The organism is Nitrospirillum amazonense, from assembly GCF_007828045.1.
In the GTDB taxonomy this organism is placed as follows: domain Bacteria; phylum Pseudomonadota; class Alphaproteobacteria; order Azospirillales; family Azospirillaceae; genus Nitrospirillum; species Nitrospirillum amazonense_C.
Genome location: NZ_VITN01000002.1, coordinates 246,663 through 260,695, shown reverse-complemented (window position 1 = coordinate 260,695; position 14,033 = coordinate 246,663). Strand labels below are relative to the sequence as shown.

The window sequence follows — 14,033 nt, the reverse complement described above, 5'->3', positions numbered from 1 at the left end:
GCTGAACCGATTGGCGGGACCGTTGTCCCGCGTAATCAAATACGCGCCGCCCGTGTATCGGCAAGCTGCCCATGCGGCCCTCTGCCGAAGGCATGAGGCGCTTGGCCGGCGTCTCCCCCTTACGGGCAGGTCGTCCCGCGCCGCCCTGCGTTGCCCCGTCCAAGTGTTTGCGAAAGCCTTCTCTCTACGAAGTGAAGTCCGCGAGATATTCAGATGTGGGCATCACCCCTGTCAGCAGCAGGTGCTCCCGCGCGCGGGTGCAGGCGACATAGAGCAAGCGGCGCTCGGTTTCGTAGATGTCGTCGAGTTCCGCCTCGTCGGCGGCGTCGGCCACGCGTTCATCGAGTGGCAAAGCCCCCTCATCACAGGCCATCACGACGACGGCGCGAAACTCCAGCCCCTTGGCCAGGCTCATGGGGGCGGTGGTTATCTCGGCATCGCCAGGAATACCGGTGATGGCGGTTCGTGCGCGCGTGACGAGGTGCGGTGTCCGGGCGAACATGCCGATCTCACGGGGGGCGATCCCCTCCTTGAGCCAAGTCTCAACGGTCTTGCGAACCGCCTCGGCCTCTGCCGCGGCCGTGTCGAACGACCTGACCTCTGGTGCGGGGCCGTCGAAAACCGAGATGATCCCGCGCCGTTCATCCTCCAAGCCATCGGCGTCGCGCAGCACGGTGGGCAGCAGTTTGTCAGCGGCGCGCCGAATCTGCTGCGAGGTGCGGTAACAGACCTTGAGGGTATGCGACCGCCCCCGCACCTCCACGCCCAAACCCGCCCACGAAAAGGGATGCTGGAAAATACGCTGCCCCACGTCGCCCGACAGGAACAGGCCGTCCTGCGCCGCGGGTGCGAGGGCGGCGAAGAAGCGAAGCTCCGCCGGGGCGAGGTCCTGCGCCTCGTCGATGATGACATGGTCGAACGGCTTGGTGGGGCGGCCCGCCAACGCCTCCGCCAGGCCGGAAAAGACGCTGGCCCAGGTGGTGTAGCGTTCGGCCGCCAGTGCGTCACGCATGGCCTGGAACACGGGCCACAGGCGGGCCCGCTGGTTGGGGCCAAGGCGGCTTTTGCGCCCCATGCGCGGAACCGCCGAATAGGCGTCGAGTGAGGTCAGGCCCCAGGCGTCGATCACATGCGTCCATTCCGACAGGAGGAAGCGCTCGGAAAAGCCCTTGAGGCCGGTTGAGTCCGCCGCCGCCCGCAGACGGTCGCGCAGCACCACCTCGGTGGCGATGCGGGGACGCACGCCATGCTCCAACTGGAACAATTGTTCGGCGATGCGCTGGAACGACCCCGTAGTGATCCGGGGGACCACGCCGCCGGTTTCAGGCGCCAGGACCAGCACCTTCTTCGCCAGTGCCGCCGCCAGGGGCTCGGAAAAGCTGGTTAGCAACACCCGGGCGTTGGGGTGTTCACGCGCCAGCCTCACGGCCCGATGAATGGCGACGATGGTCTTGCCCGTTCCCGCCGATCCCGCCACCCGCGCCGGCCCGGTGAAGGGGCGGTCCACCAGCGCGCGCTGGGACGGGTGCAGGAACACGCCCCATTTTTCCCAGGGGAAGGTCAGCGCCTGTTCCAACTCCTCCTGGTTGGCGATGGGCCTGATCCGGCGCAGGGCGTCCGGATGCGTGAACGCGGTGGGCACTCCCATCGCCGGTGCCGGCGGCGTCAATCGGCCGGTCGCGGCGTATTCCAGCAGGGCTTCGGCCGCCTCGGCCGGCAAGTGGGTGCTCAGCGCGAAGAATCGCTCTTCCGTCGCCGCGCGCACGTCGGCCAGCCAGTCGGGCGGCACGCCGATGGACAGCAGCGCGTCCTCGCTGAGCGCGGAGAACAGCGCCGGTGGTGAGGGCGCGTCGGCGCCCTTTGTCGGCATGGGGCCCGGGACGACGACGTCGAACGCCGGTGGTGGCGCCATCTCCTCCACCCGCTCGCGCACCTCGACGATCTGGACGACGCCCGTGCGCGGATGCGCCTCGATCCGGCGGCGCTCCGCCCACGCGTATGCATCGTCGTGATGGCCGACATAGGCGACCAGCAGGCTGTCGCCTGTCTTATGCACGATCAGGCGGATGTCACGGTTGACGCGCGCCGACCAGAAATTCGGATCCTTGCTCCTGTCGATGCGGTGCAACTGCAGGCCGTTGCCCGCCGGATCCATCTGCAGATCAAAGACGCTGGCCTTCACCGCCTTCTGGTCCAGGCCGGACAGCCGGTTGAAGGAGGTGGTGAAGGTCTCCGCGATCAGGAAGTTCATGGCCCTACACCCTGAACACCTTCATCACCTCGTCACCGAAGTGATTGATGACCTTCACCGCGATGCGGCCGCCTTCCGGTCGCGCGAACGGCCGCGAGGTGTCGGAATACAGCGTCGCCCAGGCGTCCGCGTCGATTTCCGCGTTGAGCGCGGTCTTCAGGCTCTTGTACGGATCGTTGGCGCCCAGGAAATAGGCGTGCCGGACGAAAAAGCTCTCCTCGTTATAGTCGGTGTCGATGAACCAGGCGGCGATGCCCGCCGTATCGTTCGACCGGATGTCGCCGGTGTTGGGGTCGAAGACATCGACGCCATTCACCTTGACGCGCAGGTCCGGCCCGCCCTCATCCAGGATCTCGACATCGGGCTCACCGAACACGACGAACATGTTGCCGCGGCCGGTGTTCTTCAGTTCGTCCGACATGTGCATGTCGGGATTGATGCGGGCCTTGAGGATGGGCAGGCTGCCCAGGCGCCCCAGCTCGGACGAGTGGGCGTCGAAGTTGAAGGCGCAGGCGATCAGGACGTCGAAGCGGGCGTCCACCGCCTCGCGGGCGGCGGCGACCAGGTCCTGCCGGCCGATGGTGCCGTATTCCGGGCCGATCAGGATGGCGGCCCGGCGTTCCGGCCCATTTTCCCCCTCGATGAACACGCCGCTGGCGCCGACGAAATCCCCAGGCCAGGGGGCCAGGCTCTCAAAGGTGATGCGATCCCCCTTGGCCTGCTGTTTGACGCCTTCGGCCTTCAGATAGTCGATGACGATGGCGGTGAAGTCCTGCCCCGCCAGATCCGCATCCGCCGGCGCGCGCCGGCCCTCCGCCGCCTCGATCTCGTGGATCATCTCCTCATCGCTGGCCGGCAACACGCGGTGGGGCGACAGGCTCTCAACCGTGAACGGCCCCGCCACGCGGACACGTCCATTGTCCACGTAGGGCTTGTCGTAGAGATATTCGACCTCGGCGCGGGCGGCGATGGAGGCGTCGATCTCCTTCTGACGGGCGATGCGCGCTTCCCACCATTGGGCGTGTGGCTCCTTGGCCGAGGCGAGCGCATCCGGCGGCAAGTCGCGCGAGATCTGCCATTCCTCATAGGATTTGCCCAGCGAGGTGTTGAGTGTGGCCCGCAGCGGTTCCAGCACCGCCTGCCACTTCTCCCAGATGTCGTCGATCAATGGATTGTTGGCGATCGACTTCAGCGTGATATGCGGCACGCGCTCGTAGACGAAACCTTGGCGTAGGTCGTGGTGGATGGGCGTGTCGGCCGGCGCGCGCTGGGTCAGTTCCGCCTCTCTGGCACGCCCCTCACGGCTGTCGGCGAGGAGATACCAGGGATAGCGGGCGGCCATCAGGCGCGTGCGAGCCAAGGCCAATGCGACGCGGCTGGTATCGATGGTGATCCAGCGCCGTCCCCATTGCTCGGCAACGTAAGCGGTAGTGCCTGAACCGCAGGTAGGATCGAGCACAAGGTCACCGGGATCGGTGGTCATTAAGATACAACGTTGGATGAACTTCGGAGCCGTCTGAACGACGTATACTTCACCGCCAGCTCCAGGCTTGTCATCCCAGTTGTTGTCAATCTGAACTACGTCATAGTCTGTTGCCATGCGCTTGAAGTAAACAAGCGTCTTTATCCAGAATAGACGATCTGCCTTCTTCAGTCGATCAATGCCGTCCTTCATGGTTGCCCAACTTTTACCGCTGGGCGCAACAGCTCGCCGACCGAAGAGGTCAAATGGGAAAGTGCAGCTTTCAGTATATCCGGCAGACCATGCTCCGCGTCGTCGGAATAGTGAGTTTTCTTTGCCGTAACCCTCGTCTGTTTGCATAATTCCAAGGGGGCCTGGATATTTATTGTAATATTTATATTCTCTGTCGCCCTCGAAATCCTTCTGCTTCACAATTGGGCGAAATTTCACGCTCCCCTTATTCTTCGCATACCAAACTATATATGAGTAAGCCTTGGGTAGGCCTTTTTGCCCAAGCGGATCGGCTGTCTTAAAGTTTATTTGAACAAGAAAATTATTTTCTCCAAACACTTCATCCAGGACAGCGCGAATGCGATGTACATTCTCATCGCCGATCTGCACGAAGATCGACCCACTCTCCGTCAGCAGATCCCGCATTACGGTCAGTCGGTCGCGCAGATAGGTCAGGTAGCTGTGGATGCCATCCTTCCAGGTGTCGCGGAAGGCCTTCACCTGTTCAGGCTCGCGACTGATGTCGGTCTGCTTGCCGTCCTTGACGTCGCGTGATTGCGTCGAGACCTGCCAATTGGAGTTGAACTTGATGCCATAGGGCGGGTCGAAATAGATGCACTGCACCTTGCCCTTCAGGCTTTCGCGTTCCGCCAGGCTGGCCATCACCTGCAGGCTATCGCCTAGGATCATGCGGTTCGACCAGTGCTGGTCATGCTGATAGAACTCGGCCCGCTGCTCTGGCGTGATGCCGTTGAAGTCGGCGAACAGGTCGGCGATGTCGGCCGCCGCCTCCCGCTTCTTGGCGGTGCGGCGTTTCAGGTCCTCGATGATGGCCTTGGGGTGGATCTTCTCCTGGATGTACAGCGGCGGCACGTTGACGACCAGGTCGGTCCAATCCTGCCGGTCCTTGCCGCGCCAGACCAGTTGCGCATCGGACAGGGTCAGGGTGCCGGTCTCCGCCAACTCCTTCATCTGCGCGTCGGTGATGGTGATCTTGGCGCCGTTCCAGATCAGCTCCGGCTGGCGCGGCTCCTCCGGCGTCCGCGTCGCGCCCTCGGCCAGCGGCCGGGCGCGAGGGTAGTGCTTCGGCGGCATCGGCGCCGTATCCTCCTCCCGCCGAAAGAAACTTTCCATTTCGGCGGTGGGGATGTTCCGGCGGGTCGCGTCGCCGTGCTTCAGCGTTTCAACCTGCTTGGCGGACTTGCCGGTGGCGGGGCGGGGGGAACGGGCCATCAGACGGCACCCTTTTGCAACAGGTCATCGACCAAGGTGGCGAAATCCTCCGCCATCACGGTCCAGTCACGGAATTCGGCGAAAGCCCAGCGGCCGAAGCCACCCAGCGCGTTGACGCCGGGAACCCAGAGGTCACGGGTGGTCTGGGCCTTGGCCTTGTCACTTTCATCCCGGAGGCCCTTGACCTCCAGGATCAGGTTCAACGTGTCACTGCCGTCGCCCGCGCGGGAGATATCCAGCCGGGCCAGGAAGTCGGGCAGATAGCGCCGGGTGATGCCGCCGTCAAGGTAGGGGACCTCGAAGCCCAAGGCCTGGTTCTTGGCGTAGGACAGCACGCGCGGGTGGCTTTCCAGCGTCAGCGCCAGCTGTTCCTCCCAGGTGCTGTCGATCACCACATGGCTGATGGGGCTCTTGGGCGGGCGGGCGCCGGTGGTCCAACAGGGTTTGGAGGTGATGAAGTTGACGTGCCGGGTCGACCCCTTGGGATTGTAGGGGTCCAGCACCGCCACGATGTGCCCGTCACCGGCCCGGGTGCAGGCGATGACGATCTTTTCCGCCGCGCGGGCTAACTGATCTTGATACAGGATGGCGCCGACCGGAACACCCTTGGCGACCAGATAGTCCTCGTCCAGCCAGCGGCGGGCAAGGCGTTGGATTTGCGGGAAGAGGTGTTGTTTGGGGAAGCCGTCCTCATCCCGGAAACTGGTGTACAGCAGATGCTTGGCCAGGTTGAAGCTGATCTCCGACGGGCGCAGGCGCTCCAGCACCTCCGGCGTGATGGTCACGCCGGCGCCGACGATGCCCTCCATGACGACCGAGGTGGGGCCGATGTCGGCGGGCGTGATCTCCAGCCGGCTATCCTCGGTGAATTTGGCCTCCAACCTATCGGTGGGCAGGTCGCGGCGGTAGCCGCTGACGCGCGGGAAGGCTATTTCCAGCGACGCGCGCTCCTTGATGGAATGAACGCGGGTCACGGGCTTGGGCTTGGTCGGCTTGGCGACCTGGGGCGAGGTCGCGAAGTCGAAGGGGATGCCCATGATGTCGGCATATTCGACATCGAACAGGCCGGTTTCGGGATTGAGATCATAGGATTGCCGGCGCAGGCCGCGGCCCACCACCTGTTCGCACAGCAGCTGGGTGCCGAAGGCGCGGACGCCCAGGATGTGGGTCACCGTGTTGGTGTCCCACCCCTCCGTCAACATCGACACGGAAACCACGCAGCGGATCTGCTCGCCCAGACGCCCGGGGCGGCCGACCGTGTTCATCACCTCACGCAGCAGCTCGCCCTCGCTGATGTCGCCCGCCGCGGCGCCGGCGCCTTCGCGGGCGGCAAGCTCGCGCTTGAACTGCTCGATCTCGGGGCCCGCGGCGTCGCGGAAGCCCTTGTCAAGCGCGTCGCCGGACTCGATCTGGCGGGAATCGATCAGCAAGGTGCGGGGCCGGGGCAGGCGGGCGCCGTGCTCATCATAGTTGCGGAACAGTTCCAGGTGGCCGGCATGGAAGGCCGCCCGCTCGCCTTCCTCCGCATCGCCCCGTTCGAAGCCGGAGATCCACTCGAACACCAGCTTGGATATCGCGGTGTTCTGGCAGACGACGATGAACACCGGCGGCACGGTGATGCCGGCACGCTGCCAGCGCTCGAACTCGCCCTCGTAATGGCTGTACAGGGCGTTCAGCGCGGTTTTCAGGGTGTTGGGCAGGTCGAAGGGGCTGAGCTTGGCGGCGCCGGCGGCGGTTTTCGGCAGGGACTTGCCGATGTTTTTCCACAGGTCGCGGTAAACCACCGTGTCCGTCTGCACCAGATTGTCGCTGACCGGGACGCGCGGCAGTTTGACCACGCCGCTTTCGATCGCGTCGATCAGGCTGAAATCAGACACCACCCAGGGGAACAGTGTCCCTTCCTGGTAACCCGATCCGCGCAGGAAGAAGGGGGTGGCGGACAGGTCATAGACCGCGCGCACGCCCCGCTTGCGCCCACTTTGGGACAGCTTGCGGTCCAGCGCCTCGATGCCATTGATCCACAGGCGCGCGGCTTCGTCGTTCTCCGCCGCTTCCTTTTTGTCCTCGCCCGTCAGCGGGCCTTCCGCATCCTCGGCCTCATCGCCGACCTTGTGGCGATAGCAGTGATGGGCTTCGTCATTGATGACGTTGACGCGCTCATAGTTGAGCAGCTTGCCGCAGGCCCGCTCCAGCATTTCCGCGTCGGTTTCCGTCGTCCTGATCGGCTCCGGATCATTCCCTTGCAGGAAACTGCGCGCCACCTTGGGCAGCGCCAGCGTCTCACGGTGCTGGAAGGCGTGGTAGTTGGTGATCACGATCTCCGCCCGCCGGATGTCGGGCAGCATTTCCGGCGGCACGATCTCCCGCGTCTCGTAATAATTGTCTGGCTCGCTGGGCTGCAGCACGCGCAGCCGGTCCTTGATGGTGATGCCGGGCGTGATGATCAGAAAAGCGCGGGAGAAGTCCTTCGACGCCCGGCGGGCGGCGTTGACCGCCTGCCAGGCGATCAGCATGGCCATGACGGTGGTCTTGCCGGTGCCGGTGGCCATCTTCAGGGCCAGGCGGAACAGCTCCGGATTGGCCTCCTCGTTGGCCTTGGCGATTTGATCCAACAGGCCCTTGGTCGCCGCTCGCCTGGGCGCGACCTCGGTCAGCCAGATGATCGTTTCGACGGCTTCGACTTGGCAGAAGAAGGGGCGCTGACTGGCCCACCATTCCTGGGGCCGGCGCCAATGCTCCAGCAGCCGTTGGGAAACGGCCGTCACGCCCCAATCAGCGGGGTTGCGCAGGGTCCGCCACTGGTCGACGTAGCCGCGAATCTCGTTGATCAGCGCATTCTCGGTGTAGCTCTCCAGCTCAAGGGATGCCTGGCCGCTGGACGCCTTTTTCCGTGAGGCGGGAACGGGGACGATGAAGCGCGACGGACGTCGGCCCCGCTTCGGTTCCCCTTCCAGCGGCTGTCCGCTCTTGGAGAGGGGATGGTGCCATTCGGGCGCGCGATAGGGCGAATTCAGAATAGGCCGCTCGTAGAAACTGCTCACTGTAATCGCCCGCTCCACTCGAGTTTTGCTCGCAAATCTAACGTACCCCGCCTGTCCATTGCTACCGCTTCGTGTCCATTGGCGGACGATCAGTGCCAAGGGCAACGCTGATGCCAGGGCGGAGGCGAACCAACTTAGCACCTCGGCCACCCCGGTGCTTCGTCAGGGAGTGACCGGCCATCTCCCCAGTGCATGGACGTTTTCCGCACCCCCCGAACTTCGTCCATCCCCAAGGGGGTGGCGGCCCGCCGATGCTTGCCGGCGATGCGGCCCCGTTCCCGGTGGGCCGCCCATCCATGCCGGGGTGCGCCCATGCCCGATCCTTATCCATCCCTGCCGCCGCGCTATCTGCGCACGCCCGAGGCCGCCCGGCTTTTGGGGCTGTCCGGCCGTACGCTGGAGAAGCACCGCACCTTCGGCACCGGGCCGGTTTACCGCAAGATCGGTGGCCGCGTGATCTACGCCGTCGAGGATCTGCAGCGCTGGGCCGACCAGGGGCGGCGGACCTCCACCACCGACGTCACCCCCACCACCGTTCGGCCGCCGCGTCGAGCCGCGTCGTTGGGAAGGCGATGACCCATGCGCGCCTTTCCCGCCGCCCATGCCGGGGCCCCGGTGCGCGATGCCATCGACCTGATGGTCTGGCCCTGCTTTTCCCTGGCCAAGCGTCCTCGCCATCAGCCGCTGTGTCACAGGCGCGCCGGCGACCATCTGCGGGTGTCGACCCCGGCCGGCGGGCCGGGCCTCGCCACCCTCTGGGATGCCGACCTGCTGATCTGGGCCGTTTCGCAATTGGCCGAGGGGCGCGATCGCGGGTTGGAACCGGCGCCGCTTTTACGCGCACCCGCGTTTCAGGTTCTACGCTTTCTCGGGCGCGGCACCGGCCGGGCGCAATATGGCGCCCTGGCCCAGGCGCTGGACCGGCTGGTGGCCAGCGAGGTGGAGACCACCCTGGGCGTCCCCACCGCCGAGGGTCACCGCTTCCACTGGATCGAGCGCTGGACCGTTGACGGCGAAGGCTTGATCATTCTGCTACCGGAATGGCTGTGGACCGCTGTCGTCGCCCGCCGCCGGGTGCTGCGGATCGACCGCGCCTACCTGCGGCTGACCGGCGGGGTGGAGCGCTGGCTTTGGCGCTTGCTACGCCGGCACGCTGGGTTATCCACCGGCTGGACCATCGCCCTGGCCGACCTCCAGGCCCGGTCCGGAAGCCTGGCGCGGCCGGTCGATTTCATCGCGGACCTGAGGGGCATCGCGCGCCGGGGCGTATTGGCGGGCTATGCCCTGACCCTGGTGCGACACCACGGGCGGGAGGCCCTGCACGCCGCCCGATCCACCGAGCCCGTCCACAGTGCCGCCGTGGTGCCTGGGGATAAGCCGGGGGTTTCATCCACAGACGGGGAGGGTGGGCTGTGAATCCTCTCGGTGGATCAGGCGTGCCGCCACGGTGGAACAGGCGTGATTCGACGGTGGATCAGGCGTGGGGGTGGTCGGCAAACCATTGGCAGAGCTTGCGAATTCGCGCTGGCAGAATCCCTGACTCTTTGACTCTTAATAGACTCTTGGTAGTTGTTGAGGGTAGTGCCCTACATCCGCGCCCGCGCGCGAGGCGGCCATGATCGTCGCCGTGCTGACGCAGAAGGGCGGGGCGGGGAAGACCACCTTGGCCTTGCATCTGGCCGGGGAATGGGCGCGGTCCGGCGCGTCCGTGCTGCTGGTCGACGCCGATCCCCAGGCCTCCGCCCAGGACTGGGCGGAACAGCGGGCACGGGCGGGGCGCCGCCGCCTGTTCGGCATGGTGGGCCTGGCGCGGGAGACCCTGCACCGCGAGGTGCCGGACCTGGCCCGGGGCGTCACCCACGTCGTCATCGACGGGCCGCCGCGCACCACCGCCCTGGTGCGCTCCGCCCTGCTGGCGGCGGAGCGCGTGCTGGTGCCGGTGCAGCCGTCCGGCTTCGACGTCTGGGCCAGCCAGGCCATGCTGGACCTGGTGGCCGAGGCCCGTGTCTACCGGCCGGAGCTGAAGGCTCACTTCGTCGTCAACCGCCGTGTGGTGCGCACCCGCATCGCCCGGGAGGTTCAGCGCGCCATCGCCAGCCTGGGCGTGCCGGCGCTGGAGGCCAGCCTGGCCCAACGGGTGATCTACGCCGAGGCGGCGGGGTCCGGCCTGCTGGCGCGGGAGATCGACCGGGCGTCGCCGGCGGTGCGCGAGGTGGCGGCGCTGGCCGCCGAAGTGCTACGGGGGCGGCCATGACCCGGCGGCCCGCCCCCGTGCTCGGTGCCCGCCCGCGCGACGATGCCCAACGCTGGGTCGACGGTGACGGCAAGGGCCGCACCGCGCCCAAGGCCGAGGCCTACAGCGCCCGCCTGACCATCGACGTCACGCCGGCCTTGCGCGGCCGCATCAAGGTGGCGGCCTTCAACCAGGGCGTCACCGTGGCCGACCTGCTGCGGGCGATGCTGGAGGAGCGCTTCGGCACCGAGGCGGGGCCGTCATGATCGCGTCGGCTTCCCTGGATGGCTCCCCGACCAGCCCCTTAACCAGCGTGGAACTGGTGTTCCACCGCGACTGGATCGAGCGCTGGCTGCGCTTCGGTCATCCGGTGGCGGACCAGGTGCTGGACCGGCGGCGGCGCCTGCTGTTCTTCGCCCCCGGGGCCGTGTTCGGCTATGTGCGGTGGGAGGGCAACGTCCACGGCACCGTCCTTTCCCGCATCGACATCCTGCGGGCCTGCGCCGCGGGGGAGGGGCGCGTCACCGTGCCCGGCATCACCCCCGGCGGCGACAGCCTGCTGCGCCTATCGGGCTGGCCCCGGGTGAAGCGCACGCTGGAACTGATCGACATGCTGGAGGCGGACGGCTTCGACCCGGCGGCGGTGGCGCCGGACTATTGGCGCCATGCCCACAACCGCCTGGCCTGCGGGCAGGCCCCCCGGCGCTACGGCCGGGATCAGCATGCCGCCTGGTGCCGGCGCCGGGGGGTGGGGTCATGACGCGCCGGACCTTCCCCTTGCTGGCGGGCTTGGCCGCGCTGCTGCTGCTGCTGGTCCTGGCAACACCGGGCCGCCGGCCTGTGCTGGTGTGGAACGCCACCGCCAGCGCGCCCATCGGCCTCTACAGCGTCCGCCCCCTGGGCGATGGCGGCCCGGCCCCCGGCACCCTCCTGCTGGTGCGGCCCGACGCCGCCCAGGCTCGCCTCTATGCGGAGCGCGGCTACCTCCCCTGGGGCGTGCCCCTGCTGAAGCCGGTGGCGGCGGTGCCGGGGCAGCATGTCTGCGGCCGTGCCGGCTGGATGCTGGTGGACGGACGCCCCCTGGCGCGAGTGCGGGAGGCCGATGGCCAGGGCCGGCCCCTGACCGCCTGGCGCGGCTGTCGGCGGCTGTTCCCCGGGGAGGTCCTGCTGCTGAACCCCGACCGCGCCGACGCGCTGGACGGCCGGTATTTTGGGCCGACGCCGCTCACCGCCGTCCTGGGCCAGGCGACCCCGCTTTGGGTGGGGCGGGCCCCGTGACGCCGCCCGTCCTCCCCCATCCTGTTGTTCGGCCCCGGGGCGACATCCTGTCGTCCCGACCGCCCTCCGGTCCGCCGCCGCGCGCAGCCGGGGTCAAGGTCAAGCGACGCTTGGCCTTGACGCGGGCGAGCCCGGTGGCTGAAGGCCGCGCTCCGCTCGTCCCGTTGTCGCTGTCGACCTGGAGGCCGTCATGCCCGTCCTGACCCTGGCCGTCGCCTGCGGCCTCGCCACCGCCAGCCCGCTGTTCGCCCCGTTGCAGCCACCACCGCCGTGCGTGACGACGACCGGACATTGGCAGGTCGGGATTGCGCCGGAGATCGCCCCCGAGATCGCGGAGGCGGCCGCGCGTGTCCACCTGCCGCCCTCTTTGCTGACCGCTGTGGTCGCGGTGGAAAGCGCCGGTGACCCCACCGTCACCTCACCAGCGGGAGCCATGGGGCTGATGCAGCTGATGCCGGGGACCTGGGCCGCCTTGCGGGCCCGCCTGCACCTGGGCGCCAGCGCCTATCAGGTGCGCGACAACCTGCTGGCGGGGGCGACCTTCCTGGCGGAGTTGCGGGAGCGCTTCGGGACCGTGGATGCCCTGGCCGCCTACCATGCCGGGCCCGCCCGTGTGCTGACTTACCACCGCACCGGCCAGCCCCTTCCGGCGGCGACCCGGCGCTATGTCGCCCAGGTGCTGGGACGATGGACCCAGGCCCCGAGGGACCTGTCGACGCCGGACCGGGGGCTGTTCGTCGCGCTGAGCCACGCCGGGAGCACGCCGTGACGGCGCGGCGTGACAGCGTGGGCCGGGCGCTTAAGGACGGCGAGGGGCGGGGGATCGACACTGGGCACCCCGATGGACGACGGACGGCAAGATTAAAGGCGGTGCCGTGGGGTGGGTTTTACGGGCTGTCAGGGGCGGATCGCCTGGCGTCGGGACAGTGCCGGGTTTTGGGCGCCGTGCCGGTCGCGCTCGCTGAGGGGCGGGCTTCCTGGGGTTTCCTGGCACGGGGCCATCATGCCGCGCCGTGATGACCGCGACGCCGACGCATTCCTGCGCCCCCGCCTGGGCCGCTTCCGGGCGGAGCGGCAGCCACGCCTGTTCAAGGCCAAGGTGCTGGTGGCGCGCGACCAGGCGGGCGTCGTCTCCAACCGCACGAAGCGTGGGATGGCCGGCCGGGGCGCCGGCATGGCCTGGAAACTCAGCCGAGGTCTGCTGGCCCAGCGGGGGCGCCGCGTGGTGGTCAAGGCCCGCATCGTCCGCCACGGCATGCGGGGGGCGCTGCTGGGGACCCACCTGGCCTATCTGCGCCGGGAAGGCGTGACCAAGGACAGCCAGCCGGCGCGGATGTTCAGCGCGGACACCGACGATGCCGACGTGCGGGCGTTCGTCAACCGGACGGCGGATGACCGCCACCACTTCCGCTTCATCGTCAGCCCGGAGGATGCGGCCGACCTCACCGACCTGCGGGCCTACACCCGCGACCTGGTGCGGACCATGGAGCGGGACCTGAATACCCGGCTGGAGTGGGTGGCCGTCGATCACTGGAACACCGACAACCCCCACGTCCATCTGATCGTGCGCGGCAAGGACGAGGCCGGCCGCGACCTGGTCATCCACCGCAACTACATCACCCAGGGCCTGCGGGCACGGGCCCAGGAACTGGCCACCCTGGAACTGGGGCCGCGGTCGGAGTGGGAGATCCGGACCAAGCTGACGCGGGAGGTGGAGGCCGAGCGCTGGACACAGTTGGACCGCACCCTGGCCCGGGTGGCGGCGGCGGACCAGGCTGGCGTCATCGACCTGCGGCCGGACGGAGAGGTTTGGCCGAAGGGAGGCGGCGTTCAGGGGATGCTCGTCGGTCGGCTCCAGCGCCTGCAGGTTCTGGGGCTGGCGACGGCGGAGGGGGTGGGACAGTGGCGGCTATCGGCAGCCGTCGAGCCAACCCTGCGTGCCCTGGGGCAACGAGGCGACATCATCCGCACCCTGAACCAGAGACTGGGCCGTGCGGTCGGTGACGTGGTGGTCCATGGGCAAGAGGGACCGGCCCACCCCATCGTCGGTCAAATCACCGTCAAGGGCTTGGACGATGAGTTGACGGGCCGGCCGTTCATCGTTGTCGAGGACCGGGAGGGGCGGTCCCACTACTTGCGCTTGGGCGCCGACCTCAATAGTTCGGGCTTGCCCGTTGGTGGCACAGTCCGGGTGACCCGCCATCGGACAGGTCTGGTGGTTTCACCCAAGGAGCCGGACTGGATCGCCGATTGGGGATTCCCCGTGGGTCGTGGCCCTACGCCGGGATAGCGGGATAGGGTAAA

11 protein-coding genes are annotated in these 14,033 nt (G+C 67.5%); 8 read left to right on the top strand and 3 right to left on the bottom strand.

The window, feature by feature from the left end; genetic code table 11:
• Positions 1 to 184: 184 nt before the first annotated feature.
• Genes FBZ89_RS03620 through FBZ89_RS03610 form a run of 3 tightly spaced genes read right to left on the bottom strand, consistent with a single transcriptional unit; the run spans position 185 to position 8,218 of the window.
• A complete protein-coding gene (locus FBZ89_RS03620; protein WP_145748669.1) occupies positions 185 to 2,251 on the bottom strand; it encodes a UvrD-helicase domain-containing protein in 2,067 nt (688 codons plus the stop codon).
• Between the two features lie 4 nt (positions 2,252 to 2,255).
• Positions 2,256 to 5,177: a site-specific DNA-methyltransferase gene (locus FBZ89_RS03615; protein ID WP_145748668.1), complete on the bottom strand. Its 2,922-nt coding sequence runs from the start codon at positions 5,175 to 5,177 to the stop codon at positions 2,256 to 2,258.
• On the bottom strand, positions 5,177 to 8,218 hold the full coding sequence (locus FBZ89_RS03610) for a BPTD_3080 family restriction endonuclease (protein WP_145748667.1): 3,042 nt from the start codon (positions 8,216 to 8,218) through the stop codon (positions 5,177 to 5,179). Before FBZ89_RS03610 ends, FBZ89_RS03615 begins: the two co-directional genes overlap by 1 nt.
• A gap of 312 nt (positions 8,219 to 8,530) precedes the next feature.
• On the opposite strand from FBZ89_RS03610, the gene FBZ89_RS03605 reads away from it, so the two are divergent.
• The 8 genes from FBZ89_RS03605 to FBZ89_RS03570 all read left to right on the top strand — a co-directional run bounded on the left by FBZ89_RS03605 (position 8,531) and on the right by FBZ89_RS03570 (position 14,019).
• Positions 8,531 to 8,794, top strand: coding sequence for a helix-turn-helix transcriptional regulator (locus FBZ89_RS03605; protein WP_145748666.1), 264 nt, complete (start codon positions 8,531 to 8,533; stop codon positions 8,792 to 8,794).
• A 3-nt stretch (positions 8,795 to 8,797) separates the two neighbouring features.
• Positions 8,798 to 9,634, top strand: a complete 837-nt coding sequence (locus FBZ89_RS03600) for a replication initiator protein A (protein WP_145748665.1) — start codon at positions 8,798 to 8,800, stop codon at positions 9,632 to 9,634.
• Between the two features lie 199 nt (positions 9,635 to 9,833).
• Positions 9,834 to 10,472, top strand: coding sequence for a ParA family partition ATPase (parA, locus tag FBZ89_RS03595; RefSeq protein ID WP_145748664.1), 639 nt, complete (start codon positions 9,834 to 9,836; stop codon positions 10,470 to 10,472).
• On the top strand, positions 10,469 to 10,717 hold the full coding sequence (locus FBZ89_RS03590) for a hypothetical protein (RefSeq protein ID WP_145748663.1): 249 nt from the start codon (positions 10,469 to 10,471) through the stop codon (positions 10,715 to 10,717). Before parA ends, FBZ89_RS03590 begins: the two co-directional genes overlap by 4 nt.
• On the top strand, positions 10,714 to 11,211 hold the full coding sequence (locus FBZ89_RS03585; RefSeq protein ID WP_145748662.1) for a DUF2840 domain-containing protein: 498 nt from the start codon (positions 10,714 to 10,716) through the stop codon (positions 11,209 to 11,211). Before FBZ89_RS03590 ends, FBZ89_RS03585 begins: the two co-directional genes overlap by 4 nt.
• Positions 11,208 to 11,729 (top strand): S26 family signal peptidase, encoded by a 522-nt coding sequence (locus tag FBZ89_RS03580; protein ID WP_145748661.1) that lies wholly within the window; start codon positions 11,208 to 11,210, stop codon positions 11,727 to 11,729. The genes FBZ89_RS03585 and FBZ89_RS03580 overlap by 4 nt, the downstream gene beginning before the upstream one ends.
• Before the next feature lie 190 nt (positions 11,730 to 11,919).
• On the top strand, positions 11,920 to 12,498 hold the full coding sequence (locus FBZ89_RS03575) for a lytic transglycosylase domain-containing protein (protein ID WP_145748660.1): 579 nt from the start codon (positions 11,920 to 11,922) through the stop codon (positions 12,496 to 12,498).
• A 234-nt stretch (positions 12,499 to 12,732) separates the two neighbouring features.
• On the top strand, positions 12,733 to 14,019 hold the full coding sequence (locus FBZ89_RS03570; RefSeq protein ID WP_145748659.1) for a DUF3363 domain-containing protein: 1,287 nt from the start codon (positions 12,733 to 12,735) through the stop codon (positions 14,017 to 14,019).
• Positions 14,020 to 14,033 lie beyond the last annotated feature (14 nt).

Coding starts and splice junctions, on each gene's coding strand:
- FBZ89_RS03620 (WP_145748669.1), bottom strand. CDS start 2,251: ATGAACTTCCTGATCGCGGAGACCTTCACCACCTCCTTCAACCGGCTG.
- FBZ89_RS03615 (WP_145748668.1), bottom strand. CDS start 5,177: ATGGCCCGTTCCCCCCGCCCCGCCACCGGCAAGTCCGCCAAGCAGGTT.
- FBZ89_RS03605 (WP_145748666.1), top strand. CDS start 8,531: ATGCCCGATCCTTATCCATCCCTGCCGCCGCGCTATCTGCGCACGCCC.
- FBZ89_RS03600 (WP_145748665.1), top strand. CDS start 8,798: ATGCGCGCCTTTCCCGCCGCCCATGCCGGGGCCCCGGTGCGCGATGCC.
- parA (WP_145748664.1), top strand. CDS start 9,834: ATGATCGTCGCCGTGCTGACGCAGAAGGGCGGGGCGGGGAAGACCACC.
- FBZ89_RS03590 (WP_145748663.1), top strand. CDS start 10,469: ATGACCCGGCGGCCCGCCCCCGTGCTCGGTGCCCGCCCGCGCGACGAT.
- FBZ89_RS03585 (WP_145748662.1), top strand. CDS start 10,714: ATGATCGCGTCGGCTTCCCTGGATGGCTCCCCGACCAGCCCCTTAACC.
- FBZ89_RS03580 (WP_145748661.1), top strand. CDS start 11,208: ATGACGCGCCGGACCTTCCCCTTGCTGGCGGGCTTGGCCGCGCTGCTG.
- FBZ89_RS03575 (WP_145748660.1), top strand. CDS start 11,920: ATGCCCGTCCTGACCCTGGCCGTCGCCTGCGGCCTCGCCACCGCCAGC.
- FBZ89_RS03570 (WP_145748659.1), top strand. CDS start 12,733: ATGCCGCGCCGTGATGACCGCGACGCCGACGCATTCCTGCGCCCCCGC.